The 17,834-nt window shown below is 68.5% G+C and carries 17 protein-coding genes and 5 pseudogenes; 11 read left to right on the top strand and 11 right to left on the bottom strand.

All coding sequences use genetic code 11. The annotated features are described in order from the left end of the window. The coding region (locus ACFPZJ_RS38200) for a universal stress protein (protein ID WP_381031481.1) at positions 1-379 on the bottom strand (379 nt) is incomplete at its 3' end. 601 nt (positions 380-980) lie between these two features. After that, a complete protein-coding gene (locus ACFPZJ_RS38205) occupies positions 981-1,634 on the bottom strand; it encodes a CBS domain-containing protein (protein WP_381031483.1) in 654 nt (217 codons plus the stop codon). 657 nt (positions 1,635-2,291) lie between these two features. Here ACFPZJ_RS38205 and ACFPZJ_RS38210 point away from each other — a divergent pair. Then, the gene (locus ACFPZJ_RS38210; protein ID WP_381031485.1) at positions 2,292-3,305 is read left to right on the top strand and encodes a TerC/Alx family metal homeostasis membrane protein; all 1,014 of its coding nucleotides are present in this window, start codon (positions 2,292-2,294) and stop codon (positions 3,303-3,305) included. Positions 3,306-3,441: 136 nt separating this feature from the next. On the opposite strand, the gene ACFPZJ_RS38215 is transcribed toward ACFPZJ_RS38210, so the two are convergent. After that, on the bottom strand, positions 3,442-3,951 hold the full coding sequence (locus ACFPZJ_RS38215; protein ID WP_381031487.1) for a gluconokinase: 510 nt from the start codon (positions 3,949-3,951) through the stop codon (positions 3,442-3,444). 28 nt (positions 3,952-3,979) lie between these two features. Continuing rightward, entirely contained in the window at positions 3,980-5,026 is a 1,047-nt protein-coding gene (locus ACFPZJ_RS38220) for a glucose 1-dehydrogenase (protein ID WP_381031489.1), read from the bottom strand. Between the two features lie 264 nt (positions 5,027-5,290). Between ACFPZJ_RS38220 and ACFPZJ_RS38225 the strand changes: the two are divergent. The 3 genes and pseudogenes from ACFPZJ_RS38225 to ACFPZJ_RS38235 all read left to right on the top strand — a co-directional run. Beyond that, positions 5,291-6,259: pseudogene (locus ACFPZJ_RS38225) on the top strand (ISL3 family transposase); the annotation flags it as partial. Then, positions 6,166-6,585: a GAP family protein gene (locus tag ACFPZJ_RS38230; RefSeq protein WP_381031491.1), complete on the top strand. Its 420-nt coding sequence runs from the start codon at positions 6,166-6,168 to the stop codon at positions 6,583-6,585. The pseudogene ACFPZJ_RS38225 and the gene ACFPZJ_RS38230, both read left to right, overlap by 94 nt. Before the next feature lie 574 nt (positions 6,586-7,159). Then, a pseudogene (locus tag ACFPZJ_RS38235) lies at positions 7,160-7,252 on the top strand (bifunctional riboflavin kinase/FAD synthetase); the annotation flags it as partial. Positions 7,253-8,249: 997 nt separating this feature from the next. Here the strand turns inward: ACFPZJ_RS38235 and ACFPZJ_RS38240 are convergent. The 4 genes from ACFPZJ_RS38240 to ACFPZJ_RS38255 form a co-directional block, all read right to left on the bottom strand. Further along, positions 8,250-8,522: a hypothetical protein gene (locus ACFPZJ_RS38240; RefSeq protein WP_381031493.1), complete on the bottom strand. Its 273-nt coding sequence runs from the start codon at positions 8,520-8,522 to the stop codon at positions 8,250-8,252. A gap of 82 nt (positions 8,523-8,604) precedes the next feature. Then, a complete protein-coding gene (locus ACFPZJ_RS38245) occupies positions 8,605-8,865 on the bottom strand; it encodes a hypothetical protein (RefSeq protein ID WP_381031538.1) in 261 nt (86 codons plus the stop codon). Between the two features lie 106 nt (positions 8,866-8,971). Beyond that, the gene (locus tag ACFPZJ_RS38250) at positions 8,972-9,196 is read right to left on the bottom strand and encodes a hypothetical protein (RefSeq protein ID WP_381031495.1); all 225 of its coding nucleotides are present in this window, start codon (positions 9,194-9,196) and stop codon (positions 8,972-8,974) included. A gap of 4 nt (positions 9,197-9,200) precedes the next feature. Further along, positions 9,201-9,743, bottom strand: coding sequence for a DUF5994 family protein (locus ACFPZJ_RS38255; protein WP_381031497.1), 543 nt, complete (start codon positions 9,741-9,743; stop codon positions 9,201-9,203). A gap of 279 nt (positions 9,744-10,022) precedes the next feature. On the opposite strand from ACFPZJ_RS38255, the gene ACFPZJ_RS38260 reads away from it, so the two are divergent. Beyond that, entirely contained in the window at positions 10,023-10,553 is a 531-nt protein-coding gene (locus ACFPZJ_RS38260; RefSeq protein WP_381031499.1) for a DUF5994 family protein, read from the top strand. 555 nt (positions 10,554-11,108) lie between these two features. On the opposite strand, the gene ACFPZJ_RS38265 is transcribed toward ACFPZJ_RS38260, so the two are convergent. Continuing rightward, the gene (locus ACFPZJ_RS38265) at positions 11,109-11,354 is read right to left on the bottom strand and encodes a hypothetical protein (RefSeq protein WP_381031501.1); all 246 of its coding nucleotides are present in this window, start codon (positions 11,352-11,354) and stop codon (positions 11,109-11,111) included. Between the two features lie 251 nt (positions 11,355-11,605). Between ACFPZJ_RS38265 and ACFPZJ_RS38270 the strand changes: the two are divergent. Continuing rightward, positions 11,606-11,830, top strand: a pseudogene (locus ACFPZJ_RS38270) (transposase); the annotation flags it as partial. 347 nt (positions 11,831-12,177) lie between these two features. Continuing rightward, positions 12,178-12,819 carry a permease prefix domain 1-containing protein gene (locus ACFPZJ_RS38275; RefSeq protein ID WP_381031503.1) on the top strand — a complete coding sequence of 214 codons (642 nt, stop codon included), beginning with the start codon at positions 12,178-12,180 and terminating at the stop codon, positions 12,817-12,819. Positions 12,820-12,885: 66 nt separating this feature from the next. Here the strand turns inward: ACFPZJ_RS38275 and ACFPZJ_RS38280 are convergent, their stop codons facing one another. Beyond that, positions 12,886-13,206, bottom strand: a complete 321-nt coding sequence (locus tag ACFPZJ_RS38280) for a PadR family transcriptional regulator (RefSeq protein WP_381031505.1) — start codon at positions 13,204-13,206, stop codon at positions 12,886-12,888. Between the two features lie 110 nt (positions 13,207-13,316). Between ACFPZJ_RS38280 and ACFPZJ_RS38285 the strand changes: the two genes are divergently transcribed. From ACFPZJ_RS38285 to ACFPZJ_RS38300, 4 genes and pseudogenes are all read left to right on the top strand, one after another. Further along, entirely contained in the window at positions 13,317-13,730 is a 414-nt protein-coding gene (locus ACFPZJ_RS38285) for a hypothetical protein (protein ID WP_381031507.1), read from the top strand. After that, complete coding sequence (locus ACFPZJ_RS38290; RefSeq protein WP_381031509.1) at positions 13,727-15,241, top strand: multicopper oxidase family protein; 1,515 nt, start codon at positions 13,727-13,729, stop codon at positions 15,239-15,241. The genes ACFPZJ_RS38285 and ACFPZJ_RS38290 overlap by 4 nt, the downstream gene beginning before the upstream one ends. Positions 15,242-15,327: 86 nt before the next feature. Continuing rightward, a pseudogene (locus ACFPZJ_RS38295) lies at positions 15,328-16,111 on the top strand (IS5 family transposase). 628 nt (positions 16,112-16,739) lie between these two features. Continuing rightward, on the top strand, positions 16,740-17,174 hold the full coding sequence (locus ACFPZJ_RS38300; protein ID WP_381031511.1) for a hypothetical protein: 435 nt from the start codon (positions 16,740-16,742) through the stop codon (positions 17,172-17,174). Positions 17,175-17,599: 425 nt separating this feature from the next. Here ACFPZJ_RS38300 and ACFPZJ_RS38305 read toward each other — a convergent pair. Continuing rightward, positions 17,600-17,793: pseudogene (locus tag ACFPZJ_RS38305) on the bottom strand (diadenosine tetraphosphate hydrolase); the annotation flags it as partial. Between the last annotated feature and the right edge of the window lie 41 nt (positions 17,794-17,834).

Here is a 17,834-nt window from a genome sequence, read left to right on the forward strand (position 1 = left end):
CCGCTGTCGACCCCAGCAACAGCTGCGTGAAACCACTCGTCCCGCGGTGGCCCACCACGAGGAGCTGCGCGCTGCGCGACTCCGCCTCCAGCGCAGTCACCGTCTCACCGGCGATAACACCGTGACTCGTCTCCACGTCGGGAGCCGTGGTCCGGGCCCGGGCGATGGCCTCGGCGAGGAGATGCTCGACGCTCTCGCGCACACTCCCCACCGGCGGGCCGAGTGGCGAGGCGCCGCGCGGGACGTGCATGGCGGGCCAGACGAAGGCATGCACGATATGCAGCTCCGCGTTGCGCATCAGGGCCTCGCGCGCGGCGGTCTCCACGGCGGCCAGAGCAGCGGCTGATCCGTCCACCCCGACCACTACTGTGCCGGGCATCGCTTCGCCTCCCGTCAACGGCCGCGCGCAGCGGCCCCTGCACCCTCAGCTTGACCCCCGAGGCGTTGTCCGTGCCACCACCCGCCGGTGCATCGCTGCATACTCCGACGGTGCAGCCGGCAGCCCACGCGATCCCCGCATGGCAGCAGAAAGGGAAGCGAGGCACGGGTGAGCTGGTCTCGCAAGCGAGTGAGTAACGTTGGGCGATGGCTCTGGGCAGTACTTGGCGATCAGACACCACGCCGGGGGACGTCGAGACGGCGGCAGCCGCCTTCATCAGGGCGGCTGCGGCGTAGTAACGGGGCCCAGCCGGTCCGGCGTAGAAGGATTCGACGTTGAGCAGCAAGGCAGAGAGCGCCGAGCCCCGCAGAGGGGTGCGCGCAGGGAGGCTTCGGCTCGGCACCGCAGCGGGACGGCTCACTTCGGCCAGGGACGGACCTGGGCACTGGCCACGCCGATCGCCGCCCTCACCGCCCGTTCACGTGGATGGACAGCCCTTGCCGTCGCCGAACCGCAGCTGTACCACGGGGCCAGCCGGGGCGAGCTCGGGCCCCGGCCGCGAGCACACCACCTCGTCCGGCAGGTCCTGGACGCGCAACAGCTACTCGTCTAGCCCCGCCGGGGCGGCGGCGAGGTGGGCGTCCACGGCGACGACACCGTCTACGCCCTGGCAGAGGCCCACGACCACCGGGCCCAGACGCGGTTCCGGGACGTGACCTCGCAGGGTGACGACCCCCTCCTGGACGTCGACCACGACGGTGTCGTTGTCCAGGCCGAGGATCCGCGCCAGGACGTCTTGCTCGATCTCGCCGCGGATCTCGGCGTCGGAGCGGATGAAGGCGTCGAGCAGGTCGCTGCGGGTGACGATGCCGGTGAGGAGCCCGTTGTCGTCGACCACTGGCAGCTGCTTGACGTGCCGTCGGCGGAGTTCCCGAGCGGCCTGCGGGATCGTCCAGTCGGCGCGGGCGGTGAAGACGGGGCTGCTCATGAGTGCACCCGCCGTCCGGGCCCGAGCCTTGCCCCAGGCGCGCTCGTCGTCCCCGTCCTTTCCCTGCGGATCGGGCATACCGGTCTCGTGCCGCAGCACGTCGGACGCGGACACGACGCCGACGGGGACGCCGTCATCGTCGACGACGGGGGCCGCGACGATGTCGTTCGCGTCCAGCAGGGCGGCGACCTCCTGGAACGGCGTATCGGGGCGGAGGGTGACGACCTCCTCGGTCATCACGTCACCGACCGTGCGGCGGCGAAGCATGGCATCGGCCTCCCGCTGTGCGACGGGGGCGGCCGTGGTCGGGCCGCCTGGGCGGACAACTCGCGGGGCGCCGGACTCCGCGGCTGCCGGCTCGTCCACGCAGTCTCCCCTACCCATGACAGCACCGCGCAGCTCCGGCGACCAGTGACGTTCGGCCTCGCGGGGAGGACCGGGTGCTGATCACTCCGACGGCGTTCGGCCAAAGAACGACCGTCCACATGGGCAACGTCCCTTGGCCTCTCGGGCTCGGGACCGGCGAACGTGCCCATCCGCAGGTACGTCGACAGCTTTCACAAACTTCGGCGGGGTACGCCGTCCTGCTGAACTCCGGCTTCCGCACCTCGGTCCGTCCGCCACCGGCGGCGCGCCTTTGGACCGCACGCTGCCGGAAACCCTGCCGCGCCCGTTCATCAAAGGATTCCTATTCAGCGGGGGCCCGCGAGCCCGCGGGGCGGTGGCCGAGCGCCGGTCCTGCACGGTCGCACACCGGGGCGGCGTCGCCGGAAGCAGCCCCGTGGCGGATTGGGACGCCGTTGGCGCGCAGGACCTCGCGGAGCGAGCCGCGTCTATCGCCGCGGTACACCGCCATGCCAGCGGTGGCTGGCGTCGCCGGGCGGGAAGCGATGTCCTTGAGTCCCGTGGTGCGGAGGTTTTGGGATGTCGGTTACCGCAGTCGGCTGGGTGCTGACCATCGCTGTGATTGTGGCGCTGCTCGCCGTCGATTTGGTGGTGGGTACGGTGCGCCCGCACGTCGTGGGGTTCCGGGAAGCCGCCTTGTGGTCGATTTTCTACATTGCGGTCGCGGTGGTCTTCGGTGTGGTCTTCGCCCAGGTGGTGGGGTGGGAGTACGGCGCGCAGTACTTCGCCGGCTATGTCGTGGAGAAGAGCCTGTCCGTCGACAATCTCTTCGTCTTCGTGATCATCATGTCGACGTTCGCGGTGCCGCGTGAGCATCAGCAGCGTGTACTGAGCTTCGGCATCATCGCCGCCCTCGTGCTGCGGGCTGTTTTCATCGCTCTGGGTGCGGCCCTGCTGTCGCTGTTCTCCTTCATGTTCCTCCTCTTCGGCCTGCTGCTGTTGTGGACGGCGGTGCAGCTGTACCGGCACCGTGACCAGGACCCCGATGTGGAGAACAACGTGCTGGTGCGGTCCTGCCGACGGCTCCTGCCCGTCACCGAGACCTATGAGGGCGGGCGGCTGGTGACCCGTGTCAGCGGAAGACGCGCGGTGACGCCGTTGTTCGTGGTGTTCATCGCCATCGGCGGCACGGACATCCTGTTCGCCCTGGACTCGATCCCCGCGGTTTTCGGCGTGACCGAGGAGCCCTACATCGTCTTCGTGGCGAACGCGTTCGCCCTGCTGGGCCTGCGGGCGCTGTACTTCCTGGTCACCGGGCTGCTGGATCGCCTGGTGTACCTGTCGCCGGGGCTAGCAGTCATCCTCGCGTTCATCGGCGTGAAGCTCATCCTGCACTGGGGCCATGGCATCGAATCCCGCATCCCGGAAATCACCACCGCCGTGTCGTTGGCCGTCATCGGTACCGTGCTCACGGTCACCACCGTGGCCAGCCTGATCAAGTCCAGGCGCGATCCCACAGCCCGAGCACACGCCGGTGCCGTGGTGGGCAGCCGACCCAGGCGTGCCGGAGACGGCAGCCACACCGACGGGTGAGGTACGGCTTTGCCGCACCCGCTCTGCGCCGGCATCGGGGCACCGAGGACCCGCAGGAAAACGGTGGCGCTTGAGACCGCGCCCCGACGCGACAGCGCTGCACCGGGGCTCCGGTGCTCGCCGGTTCGTCGGCAGCTCACAAGGAGGTGACGGCGGCGTGAGCGAGGTCAGCGGTCTGCCGTGGGGTCCCGTCGATCGGGATGGCCGCGCCCGCTTCGTCGTCGGCCAGCGGTTCAAGGTCGGCAAACTGCGTACGGAGCAGGTCGGGCGGCATGAAGTGGCCCCGTCGTTCGGTGATCCGTGCGGCGATCAGCTCCGGGGAGCCATCGAGGTGAACAAACACCAGGCGTGGCACCGTGGAAGCCAGCCGGTCACGGTAGCGCCGCTTCAGCGCCGAGCATGTCACCACTCCGCCGCTGTCCGCGTGGTCGGCCAGCCATTGTGCGATCTTGTCCAGCCAGGGGCGGCGGTCTTCGTCATCGAGCGGGTGGCCGGCTCGCATCTTCGCCACGTTGGGTGCGGGGTGAAAGTCGTCCCCCTCGGCGTAAGGAACACCGAGGCGCTGTGCCAGCAGCTGGCCCACCGTGGTCTTTCCCGAGCCCGACACGCCCATGACCACGACCAAGGGAGCGGTGTTGTGAGACATCCAGGGGCCTTCCTTCGGATCTCGTCGCCTACAGTTCGATGACCACCTTGACGTCGTCCGGTTGTGGGCTGAACGCCTCCAGCGCGCGCTCCAGCGGCACCCGCCGGGTGATCATGCGCTCAAGCCACGACAGGTCGGCCTTCGCCAGCGCATCGGCGGCCTGGCGGTAGTGACGCAGGTTGGCGTTGACCGAGCCCACCACCGCGTCGTTCTGCAGCACGATCTCCCTGTTGATGGCCCCCGCGTCCACCGTCATCCTGCGGCCCGCGGGCGACACCCCGGTCAGGCACACCACCCCGTAGGACCCGGTGCCCGTCAGCGAGGCCAGGACGGGCTCGTTCGCGCCAGTGGCTTCGATAATGACATCCGGGCAGACGGCGGAGATGACCTGCTCGATGTCCTCCGCGTGGTAAGTGGCGCCCAAGTCCCGTACGAGACGGGGCTTGGGCCCTTCGGTGACCCGGTCGAGCACGTGCATCTCCAGTCCGCGCTGTGTGCCCAGGAGGGCGGCCAGCAGGCCGATGGGCCCGGCGCCGGTCACCAGGGCGCGATGGGGCTCGAACCACGAACGGGCACCGATACGCGCGACCTGTTCCCATGCCTTTGCCACCACGGTGGTCGGCTCCACGAGTACGCCGACGTGCTGGAGGTGCGGCTCCAGCTTCACCGCGTAGTCGGCTTCCACGCACCACGTCTGCGCCCCGTAGCCGTCGATCTGTTTGATGCCGCGTTCGGTGTAGCGGCCGTTGCGGCACATGTCGAACTCTCCGCGTGCGCAGGCACCGCATGGTTCCGGGTCCGGTCGGCGCACCACCCCGGCCACCAGGTCACCGGCCGAGAAGCCGCTGCCGGGCGGTGCCTGCCTGACCCGCCCGAGGGACTCATGCCCCAGCACCAGCCGCTCACGGCCCGCAGGGGCCCAGCCGTACTCGCCCCGGACGATCTCCTTGTCCGTTCCGCACACCCCCACTGCCAGTCCCTGGACCAGCAGCTCGCCGGCTGCCGGGACGGGGTCGGGCACATCCCGCACCTCGACGGATTCCTTCTCACCAGGCCGCACGGTCAGTGCACGCATCGCCAACTCGTCCCTCTCGTCATGCGGCGCCTCAGGTGGGCGCGCCTCTGCTCCAGCTGGCCGTGATGGACGGGTGCCCTCGTTACCCGGTGTGCTGCATCGCTGTGACTCCCAACGCAGTCAAAGCCTCGCCGGGAAACGGCGGTGTACTGCCCCTGAGCAGCTTCCACGGCCTTCTGCGCGAGCGCATCTGTGCGGGGGGCCTGTCCGATCCTCGGCTCTGTCCCGTAATCGTGGTAACGAAGGGTGACGGTCATCGTTTGCATGCGAGACGTCAACGAGCTTGTGGGCGTGGTGTCTTCGGGACTCGCGTCGCTGGTCGTCGAGGATGTTGCGGACGAGGGCGAGTTCATCCGGGTGCGGGCCCGGACCCGGGACGATCCGGTGCAGTGCCCGGTGTGCGGGCAGCCGACGGGGCGGGTGCACGGCATCCACCGACGTAAGATCGCGGACGTGCCGACGGACGGCAGGCGGGTCGTGGTGTCGGTGCAGGTCCGGCGCCTGGTCTGCCCGGTCCTGGGCTGCCCCCGGCAGACGTTCCGTGAACAGGTCCCCGGCCTGATCGAACGCTATCAGCGGCGCACACGCCGGCTCGCTGACCAGCTCGGCTCTGTGGTGAAGGAGTTAGCGGGCCGGGCGGGCGCCCGCCTCTCCCGTGTCCTGGCTTCGGCGATATTCCGCTCGACCGCCCTGCGGCTTCTGGCCCGCCTGCCTTTGCCCGTGGTGCGGGTGCCACGCGTCCTCGGTGTCGATAACTTCGCGCTCAAGCGCCGCCACCGCTACGCGACTGTCCTGATCGATGCCGAAACCGGCGAACGCATCGACGAACTTCCGAGTCGCGCTGCTGACGCTCTGGAACGGTGGCTACGCGAGCACCCCGGCGTCGAGATCGTCTGCCGCGACGGCTCCGGCGCATACGGGGAGGCCGTGCGCCGGGCCCTGCCAGCTGCGGTGCAGGTCAGCGACCGCTGGCACCTGTGGAAGAACCTGTGGGAGAAGACGCTGGCCGAGGTCCGCTCCCACAGCGCCTGCTGGGCGACGTCGAACACGCCCCGCCCGGCCGGCGTCCACGAGCAGACCACCCGCGAACGCTGGCACGAGATCCACGACCTCCTCGGCAAGGGCGTCGGCCTGCTCGAATGCGCCCGCCGCATGAACCTGTCCCTCAACACCGTCAAGCGCTACGCGCGCACCCGCGAACCCGAGGCCCTGCGTCGGGCGCCCCGTTACCGGCCGTGGGCCTCGCCTTGGCGGCCACGGCGCTGGAGGTCGTCACCATGGTGCCCTACCTGGCGGCCGTGGGCTTACTCGCCAACGCCGATCTGGCCTGGCAGGTCATCGGCGGGGCGCTGGCCGGCTATTGCGTCGTGATGATCCTCCCGGCGGTCCTCCTCGGAGCCGTCCGGATCGCCGCGCACGACCGGGCCGAGCCAGTGCTGCAGCGGATCAACGACTGGTTCACCCGCAACAGCGCCAAGGCGCTCGGCTGGACCGTCGGGGGGATCGGCATCGGAACGGCCCTCAACGCCGTGCTCGCCCTTCTCGCCGAACCCGCCTGAACCCGCGTCAGACTCGAGCATCTCCGCTACTTCAACTTCCGGAACACGCCTCAGTCAGACGAACCCCGCGGTAGTCCGGCTCGGTCAAGCCGTGCGCGCTGATGCGGGGGAGGGGCCTTGGATGCCATCAAGGAGTTCCCCGAACGTGATCTTTTCGTCGGTGGGCCCGTAGGCGAGAACCTTGAGCAGGGCGTTCCAGCGATCCGGCTGGGTGCCGCACCGGGCGAGCAGGTGGGGCAGGGCGTGGCCGGGTTCGGTGAGGACTTGGTCGGCGGGCAGCTGGCGTGGGTGCGGCAGGATCCGCGTGAAGTCTGCCGCCAGGTGACTGGCGCACGGCAGAGAGCCATCACCGCCCTCGACACCACGTTGCTGGCACCGAGGGCCGGGGCAGCATCGTCCGGGCTACCTTCGTCCGTACAGGCGCTTCGGACGGTCGGCTGGTCCGTCTCCGTGCTCAAAAGGGATCACCGACAACCCCCGCGCCGTCGCCGACGCGGTGCAGCTGTGGCACCGCGCGCGTCTCGAGGATCGCGGCCGGCTGCGGACCCTCCAGTGCCGTGGACGCGGTCCTCACCTGCCCTTGACCCTGGCGTTCTCGCATCTGTCCCCGGCCGACTTCGCCGTCAAGGTCCTGGTCGAAAGGCTCCACGCCAAAGCCGTCGTCGAGGGGACGTCCGCTTCGGCCACAAAGCCGCGGCGACGTCGCCTACCTCGCTGTCCTTTGTCATCCAATCGAGTGAGAGCGAACCAAGTCATTTCGGCTTCTGTGACAGTGAACCTAGTCGTGCGGGGTGAGCACGTTGGGGGTGTTGGCCGTAACTGGGACAGACGAGGCCGTGCCGTACGTCGAGCCGTGCGTGGACGCCGCAGGTAGGCTTCGGCGGCGTCCCCTGCTGGACTGCGCGACGGCCAGGTTCGAGGACGTGGTTCCGGTACGGCCGTTTCGGAGGACGCAATGACTCGTGCCGGCCCGCCCTCTACCTGACCGGACCTTCATCTTCTTCTCGCTGTTCGTCAGGCATGTCCAGGATGGCCTCTCGGGTGTAGTGAGGGCTCCCTGGGGGTGGGGCCGCGCCAGGGGCCATGAGTTCGGCGAGGAGCCCGCTCAGGTCATCCGTGGATAGCGCCAGGCCCAGGGTTTGCACGATGCGCAGAGCGCAGTCCCGGATGGACTGAGCGCTCTTTTCGGGCGCCGCCGCGCTCCTGATCTCGTCACACACTCGGCTGAACTGCTCAGCGCTGATCGTTGGCCGACTAACCGGTTGCGCCATGGTGCGCTCCTCCTCGGAGAACGGGCCGGTCCACCCGCTCTTCCAGGAAGCGCTGAGCACACCCCAACGGCAACTGGAGAGAGCCAGCGCGCAGGCGCTCGATCAGAGGCGCTCAGAAGCGCCACGTCAGCCTCCAGGCGTCAACGACTGGCCCTTCGGGGCAACGACGTCGCAGCTGCGTCACTCGCGGAGATCGGCCGAGTGGATCACACCTTCTCCCTGTGCCGGTGACGCAACGGTCCCGGCGTATACACACCGGGTCCGCCCTTCCGGGTCGTTGCACGTGAGAGTGCACCGGCCCACTCACCAGAGTATGCCCAGGGTGCCATTTCGCTTATAGGGGAGGACATGGCCGCCATGCGGCCAGCCGCCGCCCTGAGCGCGGGTCGGCGGTCAGTTACTGTCCATCTCCTGGGTCTCCATGAACTGGATCCCCTTGTGCGTCAGTGTGACCATCGCGGGTGTGTTTCCTCGCGCCCAGTCGACCTGGACCAGTCCCTCGTCCGCCAGGTACGTGCAGGCGGCGGCCAGGTCATCCTCGGGCATGGCGAGGTCCTCGCGCAGCTGCGCCCCGGTGAGGCCGAGCAGGCGATTGCCTTCGATGGCCTCGTACAGGGTCTTCATGATCGCCTTGCGGTAGTGCTCCCGCTCGTGCAGTGTCGCCATGGTCGCCCGCCTCTCGTGCCGGCACCGAGGGAAACCCGTACGTCTGGGGCGGTGTCCTCCTGCCCCGCTGAGGCCCCTTCCCTCAGATTTCGTCCGGCTCTGTGTGATCGTCCCGGGAGGAACGGCTGGTCAACAGCCAGGAGCGCACCGGCTCCGCCGTGCGTCTGGTGTCCACGGTGAGGTGGAGGCGTGTTCCGCCGTCGGCACCCGCGGGGTAGCTGCGCGCCTCGGTGGCGGCGAAACAACGGCGGAGAACCTCCGCAACATGGCGAGCCGCCTCCGGGTCCGCGGCGACGATACGGACCTCCGCATGCCCGGCTGACGGCAGTTCCGGTGACTTCATGGCGACCTCTTGCTCCATCAGGGAGACGTGCATCAGGGGCGACGTGCCGATGGGTGTGACGGCCGTCCCCTCACACCCACCCCCGGCTGGAAGTAGGTCTGCGGCATCAGCGGCTCCCCTCTCGGTGCTCACGGCGTGTGCTGTCGGCCGGAGGGCCGTTCGGCGCGGTGGCGCGTGGGCTCTTACGGGTCCGCCGACGGATTCCCGGCAGGGCATCGCTGTAGTGGAACGCCCGGATCCTTTCGTCATGCTGCATTCTGAGCCGGTGGATCAGGAACATGCCCGCAATGATCAAGAAGATGATCACGGCGACGGTGACGGCTGCCTCCACGTCCTCACCTCCTCAGGGCGGAACTGAAGATCCCGATCGCGGCTCCGCCGTCGGTCTCCCATTCCTCTTCCCGGCTTTGAGTGTCCGTCGCGTCGTGGCTGACGGCCTCGTCGGCCATCAGACCGCTGGCCGTGCGGATGCCTCTCGGAACGGTTGCTGCTGCCATCAGCCGGGCGGCGGCGGCCGGGTCCGTCTCCGGAGGGATCACCAGCAGGTCCAGGCGGCCCACCGTGTAGGAGAAAAGGATCACTTTGTTCGGGTCCTGCTCGGCGGCGAACCAGCCGACACGCACCGTGTGCCCCGTGACGGGGACCTTGCGCGGGATGACGGGCCAATGGGCCGGGTTCACGGTGACGTGGGTGATCCGGCCCCAGCATGCGTCCAGCGCGTCTGTGAGCGTGGGGATCTCGCGGAGGAGATCACGGGAGCGGGGCCACCAGGCACCGTCCAGGAGACCTGAAGCCGAGCGGGTCGGGGCCAGGGACAGCCGGGCCGGCGCCGTAGGCAAGCGCTCTTCGATGATCGTGGGTTCGATGGTCGCGGTCATGACGCGGACCTGTCCCCGGGCCTCCTCTCGGAGGCCGGTGTTGTTGTTCGCCGGGAACGACACCGACATGGCGGCCGGTGTGCGAAGTACTCCCGGTTCTTTCACTCTACGCCGCTCCGAGGCCCCTGAGCGTGCGCGTGAGCAGGCGCTTTACCGAGAGGCAGCGAGTCCGGAACCACCAGCGAACGCAGCCGGTGCGGCGGCGCACGACTTACGGTGAGAGGAGGAGGGTCTCGCGTTCGGCGGTGACACCGAAGCCCGCAGACAGGCGGACACGCCATGAACGAATCCGACACCCCTCGCGCCCCCGGGCTCCTGCCGGACGCGATCCATCGGGCCGCAAAACCCGGGACGGTTCGTCTGCGGCTGGAGACGACACAATCCCGGGAAGGCAACCTCGACGGCGCGTGGTGGCCGCGTTCCCGCGACATCGGCGCGGAGTTGCCCGACCTCATCCGCGTACTGACCGGGCACCTCGGCCCCATCACACGCGTCGGCCTGGACGCCACCGCATGGGATGAACTTCCCACGCGCCTGGTCATCGACGACCAAGTCGTCCACATCGACTCCTTCCCGGTCGGTGACGACACCGTCCTGATCACTCGGGGCGACCAGGACCACTTCTCCCTTCTCGTGGTCCCGCCGCACGCGACACCCGACGCCGCCCTTGCCGCGATGGCCAGGGCCGTCCGAGCCGACAACGTGACCCATGCCGCACAGATCCTCATCGACACCGGCACCCATCAGGCACATCCGATCCCCGCGGAGGACCCTCGGACCGGCGAGAAACGCCAGGAGCCCGAAGAGTGACCTCTGGCGGTCCGGGCGCCCGTGGGGCTGTCTCTGCTGGGCGGGCGACCCCGACTTCAAGGCGATCGAAGCGGTAATCGGCGCGCTCCTCACGCTTTCCGACGTGATCGGGCTTTCCAGCGGGGGTCCGACAGTGATCGTCGACCAGCCGGGCGACTTGGGCCGTGAGATGGTCGCAAACCAGCGCCCGGTCCGCAGCCCGCTTGGGCTGGTGGGCGGCCTCATTCGCGGTACGGCCGATCCGCAGCGCATGAACGCCGTAAATGACACCGGCCAGCGCGGACACCGCGCGAGGCCATCAGCCCATCAGGACACGTCTGTCATGGCACAGCAGGCTACCGGAGGCTTAAGACGGCCACGGGCCGCACAGCAAGGCGCGACTAGGTTCGCTGTCAAATGACTCGATTGAATGGCGAGGGACACTCGCCGAGCACGGCACGACGTACGACTTCGACGTCGTCGACCCGGGGCTGCGGCGTTGCGCAGTGGCGGGTTATTCGACCCCAGGGGCCCGGGGAATCCCCGGGCCAGTAAGAACGGCCTGGCCCGGGCGGTTCAGCTGTGCCTGGTCTCCTGGGCGTCGCCGCGGGCCGGCGCCTCTGTGGTGCTCTCGCCCACCGGCTCAGCAGCGGCAGCAGCACGGCGCTTGCTCCACTTGTCATAGGCCACGGTCCCGGCGATGGCGCCGCTGGTGAGGGCGCTGCCGATGATGAAGCCCTGGCCGCGGTAGAAGTACCGCAGCGCGACGGGACCGCCGCGCTTGGCTGCTTCCTTGGCCAGTTCCGCATAGGCCCACGCCATGGTGCTACCTCAGTTCGTGTCGCTCGCTCAGAGACGGGTCGATGATCGCAGATGGGCGCGCCGCGGGTGGAGCGTTCGCGGATGCTCGTCCGGGCGCGCGCCGCTCCTCAGCCGAGGCCCGGCCCCCGCGCCCGCATGAAACGTGCCGTCCGACAGGTGATCAAGCAAGCAGAAAGTGTCTCTGACCAGCGAGAATGGATTGCTGAGGTCCTTTTGGCCGGAGGTACTTTCCAGGCGAAGCAGCCTATCGGGTCCAGACCGCTCTCGATCTGCTGGCCTGGATGCCCATGCTCGCCCTGACCGGCAAGGCCCGCCTCTGGGAACCGCGCCGCCTGCGGTTGCGCCTGTTCTCCGCAGCCGGCCAACTCGTCAGCACCGGCCGGCGCCGCATCCTCCGCCTCGCCCGCCACTGGCCCTGGACCGGCGAGCTCATAGGCGCCCTCGAACGTCTGCCACTCCTACCGAACCCCGGCTGATCAGTGGATTGACCCGTCCCCTCGAGAGAACGTTCCAGCCCGGAGCAGTGGAACCCGGCGTCCACGTGAGATGACACCCGGGCCCACGGCCTGCCCGACCGCGGTCACCGGCAACGAAATGGGCCGCCGACTCCGTCGGCGGCCCATCACAAAAGATCGAGGCTAAAGGTGATCAAACGGGATTCTCTCCGAGAGCGCACCACCGGTGGGTCGGACTGGTCCCGGACCCGGAGGCTGTGACCTGTGCCGGTCCCGCTCGGGGAACCAAGGTCGGATGGACCCCGGGGGCTGAGGATCCGGGGCATCCCTGATGCGGTCGGGAGGTCGCAACGGGCACAATGCACGCCATGGCAGATCCACGTCCGGACTACCTCGCGCGCCTCGACGCCGCGCTCGTCGGCCCTGGGCGCATCCGTCGCGGCCTGGTGCGCGAGGCGGCGGATCATTTGGATGACGCCACCGAGGCGCTCGTCGCAGCCGGTCACGACGAGGAGTCCGCCGCACGCCGGGCGGTCGTTGACTTCGGCTCGGTGGCGGACATCGCGGCATCGTTCCAGACGACGCTGGCCGTGGCCGCTTCCCGGCGTACGGCGTGGCTCCTTCTGTTCGTTCTCGGCTACCAACCACTCCTCTGGGACTCCGGTCTCAACCTGGCTTCGAACACCGCCGGGGCCCGCTCCGACACATGGGTGTTCCGCCTGCTTGACGACACGATCGAGGCAGGCAGTTGGATCGTCCTGGGCGGCGCGCTGCTCGTCCTCGTGGCCACCGGGGGCGGCAGCCCATGGTGGTTCGATGGCCGGGCCACAGCAAGATTCACTGGCGCCTTCGCACTCGCCGCTACGACGTTCGTGCCCTTGACCAGTGTCGCGATGATCGTTACTGCCGACGGCGCTGATGCCGGACTCTGGATGCTGGCGCTCACCCTGGTGGTGTTGCCGCTCGCCGGTGTCGCGGTATCTGCGCGGCATACCCTGGCGGCCAGCTGATACGTCCGTGACAGCGCGCCGGGCCGTGCTGATGCGACGCGGGTCGGCATACGCCTGTGCTGGGGGCTAGCCCGGGCGGAGCACGGCCTCGACGACACTGGCAAGGCCACGCCAGGCGGCACGTTCAGCCCGCAGGGCCCTGCGGCCGGCAGGGGTCAAGCTGTAAGTGCGGCGCTTGCGCCCACTGACCGTGCTCCACGTGCTGACGAGCAGTCCAGCGGCCTCCAGGCGCCGCAGCGCCGGGTACAGCGTCCCGGTGGCGAGATCGAGCGCGCCGTCGCTGCGCGCCGCTAGGGCCTCGGAAATGGCATAACCATGCAGGCCACCACCCTCCAAGATCGCGAGGATCAGCGCGTCCAGGTGCCCTCGTAGCGCATCAGCCTTCATGGCAGCAGCGTACGGGCTTGGTTCAACAAGTAGACAGCCTACATGTAGAGTGTTTATCTATTACTCGTTGAAATACCGATGAGCACAACGGATGCGATGGGGGACGATCGGTGGCGACCACGACTCTTTGGCTGCTCAGGGCGACTTTGTTGCTCCACGCTGCCCTGGCGCTCGCGCAGCCGGTGTCGGCCGGCGGCTATCTGTCCGGCAACTTCGACATCCTGGCGACGCACAGCAGCATCGGCGTCCTGCTGGTACCGGCCACTGCGGTATGGGGCGCCGCGGCGCTCGGGCACGTAGCGGCGAACCGTGGGGCCGGGTGGCCGATGCTCCTCTTCGTCCCGGTCGTCTTCATGGCCGAGGGGATCCAGATCGGCATGGGACACCAGCGCAACCTGGCCGTGCACATCCCCCTTGGAGTGTTGATCGTACTGACGGCGGTGCTGCTCGCCGCCTGGTCCTTCACGTCCTGGGCGCGCCCGCAGCGGCGTATGAGGCGGGTCGCACCGGGAGAGGAACGATGACGACTTCACGCCGGAGGTTCCTGGGCCTCGCTGCCGGAGCGGGCGCAGCCGTGGCCGGCTGTTCGATATCCCCGTCGACCTCGACCGGCCAGCTTTTGCCCAGCAGGATTGCGCTGCCCCGGCCGTTCACCGTGCCGTTGCCTTCGATGCCAGTACTCCGGCCGTCGACGACCGATGGGCGCGACGTGTTCGATCTCGTGCAGCGCCCGACGACGCTTGAGGTACTGCCCGGAGCCCGAACCGACCTGCTGACGTACGGAGGCACCTTTCCCGGCCCGCTGCTGGAGACGCGCAGCGGCCGGCTTGCGGTGGTGCGGCACCGCAACGCACTCGACGTACCGGTTTCGGTACACCTGCACGGGGGCCACACGCCCAGCGCGAGCGACGGCTACCCCACCGACCTGGTGCGCCCCGGCGAGAGCCGCGACTACGTCTACCCGATGAGGCAGCGGGCGGCCATGCTCTGGTACCACGACCACCGCATGGACTTCACCGGCGAGCAGGTGTATCGCGGCCTTCTGGGAGTGCACCTGGTGCGCGATGATGAGGAAGACGTTCTGCCGCTGCCCCACAGCGACCGCGAGATTGTACTGGCGATCGTGGACCGCTCCTTCGACGAGCACGGTCAGCTCCACTACCCGTCCCCTGACGCGGGCGCGGGAGAGCATGCCCACCATCACGTCGACGCCCCGGGCGTCGACGACGGCCACATCGAGGGGGTCCTCGGCGACGTGATGCTTGTGAACGGGGCTGCTTGGCCGGTACTGGAGGTGGACGCCGCGCGCTACCGACTGCGGTTGCTCAACGGCTGCAGTTCCCGACGCCTCGACCTGGCGCTCGACCCGCCGCCCACTGCCGGCGCGATGTTCACGCAGGTCGGCTCCGACGGTGGGTTGCTCGCCACGTCGGTCAAGCACGAGCACCTGGTGATGGCGCAGGCGGAACGGTTCGACGTCCTCGTGGACTTCTCTAAGTATCCCGTCGGCACCCAGGTCACACTGCGCAACCGGTTCGGCTCCGGCCCGATGGGCGCCGTGATGCGGTTCGTGGTTGCACGGCGCTCCGGCGACGACAGCGCCCCAGCGGATCGACTGCCCGATCGGTTGTCGGAAATCGAGCCGCTCGACACCACCGGCGCCCGGGTACGCGAGTGGTCGTTCACCCGTGGCGAGGTGCACGGCAAGTCAGGCTGGGTGATCAACGGTCGACCCTTCGACCCGGAAGTCATGGCAGCCACGGTGCCACTCGGCGAGACGGAGATCTGGCGTTTCCGCACCGACCTGCACCATCCCGTGCACGTGCACCTGGACCCCTTCCAGATCATCGGGCGTGGGACCTCCCAGGGCCCAGGACCGTTCGACCACGGCTGGAAGGACACTGTCGACGTCCGGCCTGCCGAGCATGTCGACGTCGCAGTGCGGTTCACCGACTACGCGGGCCGCTACGTCATCCACTGCCACAATCTTGAACACGAAGACCGCATGATGATGGCTGCGTTCGCCACCGTCTGATCTTCTCCGCGAGGGGCAGGCATGGCTAAGACGTCGTCTCATTTGGCGTGCTGGGTAGTCCGCACTGTGTGGTGATAGTCGAGCGTATGGTGCCGGACGAGCTGGGGGAGTTGTTCCAGCGGGTGGTCCCACTCGCGCCATCGCGGCCACAGGGCGGCGGCCGGCGCCGGTACGGGGATCGCGAGGTGCTGGCTGCGATCATCTTCGTCGCCACCACGGGCTGCACTGGCGGCAGTTGCCGCCGGTCTTCGGCCCATCGGGGCCAACCACACACCGCCGCTTCACCGAATGGACCGCTGCCCGGGTCTGGGCGAAGCTGCACCGCCTCATCCTCGACGAACTGGGCTCGCGCGGAGACCTGGACTGGTCGCGCTGCGCAATCGACTCGGTGAACATGCGGGCCATGAAAGGGGGGAGCTGACAGGTCCGAATCCTGTCGACCAGGGCAAGAACGGCTCGAAGATCCACTTGATCACAGAGCGGACCGGTTTCCCCTCTCCGTCGGCATCTCAGGCGCCAACCTGCACGACAGCCAGGCACTCGAACCGCTGGTGCGCGGCATCCCGCCGATCCGCTCCCGCCGCGGCCCGCGCAGGCGCCGCCCTGCCAAGCTCCATGCCGACAAGGGCTACGACTACGACCACCTGCGGAAGTGGCTGCGCACCCGCAACATAACGCCGCGCATCGCCCGCAAGGGCATCGAGTCCTCAACCCGGCTGGGCCGGCACCGCTGGACGATCGAGCGCACCATGGCCTGGCTGGGCGGCTGCCGCCGCCTGCACCGCCGCTACGAACGCAAGGCCGAGCACTTCCCGGCCTTTAACGGCCCTCGCCTGCACCCGCATCTGCTACCGCCGACCCGCCAAATGAGATGACCTCTAAAGCGCGGAGCTTGCGGAGTTGGTGCCAGGTAGCGAAGTGCTGAAGCATGCGGGCGTCGGCGGTGGTGGCGATCCGCCGGGAGAGCCATCGTTCGAACAGAAGGAGCCGCCGGTCGAGGTGAGGCAGGACGCCGCTGTCCATGAGGAGGTCGCGCAGATAGGCGGCGGTCCGCCAGTTCGGCAGGGCCTGGATGGCGTCGTGCGTGAGCGGCACGGTTTCCGGTGGAGAGGTCTCGCAGCAGAGCCGGAACCTGCGGGTTGCGGAGCCAGCGCCCTGGTGGGCGGCTGGCCGAGCGTCGGCGACGAACCGGCTTGAGGTGCTCCCGCAGTTAATGGGCTGTCATCTGCGGCAGGACCAGGCGTCACCTGCTGAGACGCGCTCCGGAGTACGCGTGAAGCAGCCCCGTTATCTGCGGCATCGCAGCGACCAGCCGTTGCCGCACGTTCCGGCGCGGTTGTTCCTCGACCCCGCGGCCGGAAGGACCGCAGAGGCCGGGATCACCCGGCGTTGCGCGGCGGTCACACTGTCACCCGTTTGGCGGTATCCGAGTGGCATGCAAAGACGGATCGCGACGCGATGGAGGAGACGGACCGATCGAGGTGCGAAGGAGAATCACATGGGTGCGAGCCTCTTGCTCCAACAGCTCTCGGGTGCCTGGGAGGAAGCACTCAAGGCGAGTGCCGAGGGACAGAAAGGTGAGTACACGCCGCTCCCAGTAATGAGTCCTAGTGGTCAGCGACCCATCGCCGATGTGATGGTCGGTACTTGGAGCGACGGTTTCGACCGAAGCTACATCATGTTGGGCGGCGGAGATACGTACCCCACCGACATCTGCTACGTGCACGACCTGATCGACACGATCGCCAGCAAGCTGGACGATGTGTTCAGCAAGGAACTCGGCGACGGCCTTCACGACAGGGACACGGTTGTGGCGTACGCCCCGCGCAAAGGTGACGACCCGACTTTCAAGGTCACTGGCATGAGGGCTGTTCAGGACGCCTACGGTGTGTGGTCCATCAACATCCAAGGGGATCCTTGGGGGAAGAGCTAGCGGGCTACGGCTCGACCCGGCCGTTCTGCTCGGAATGGGCGCACCCGGGCGCCTGGCGAAGGCGCGGGCGGTAGGCGGGCCCTTCGTGCACCGTCTCCACCCGCGCGTTGATCATCCGAGAGCCGTTTTTCGGCAAGACCTACGCCGACTACGCGGCCGCTCTGGTCGGGACGGGGGCCGCGCGGTGGCCCGCCGGGGAGAACGCAAGGTCCGTGTCCGCGCCGTTGGAGACACCGCGACCCGTAACTGTCCGCACTGCCGGCAGCCGGTCACCATCGGCGCGCTTCTGGCGACCCCCGAAGTCGCCCGCCCCTCCGTTCCCACCGCCGTCCCCGACATCGTTCCGCTGCGAAGGACTCCGTGACGCCTACCGATCCTCACTGATCACCGGGCCCGCCGACCTGACGGTCGGCGGGCCAACACCATCAGGCCACCGAACGCAACCTGTCCAGCTCGCTGCCGAGCGCATCCCGCGGCACGTCGTGCTGCGGACCGATCCTGAACCGCTCGTCACTCCACCGCTCACGCGGATACAGCCACGCCGCTACCCACTCGGATCGCTCCCACTCGAACGCGGCCAGACATGGGCATGCAACGGGTCCGTGTTCCCGGGGATCTCTTACAGGTCATCTCAATTGGCGTGTTCGATGGTCTGCCAGG

The sequence above is a fragment of the Streptomyces bullii genome, from assembly GCF_042657145.1.
Lineage (GTDB): Bacteria > Actinomycetota > Actinomycetes > Streptomycetales > Streptomycetaceae > Streptomyces > Streptomyces bullii.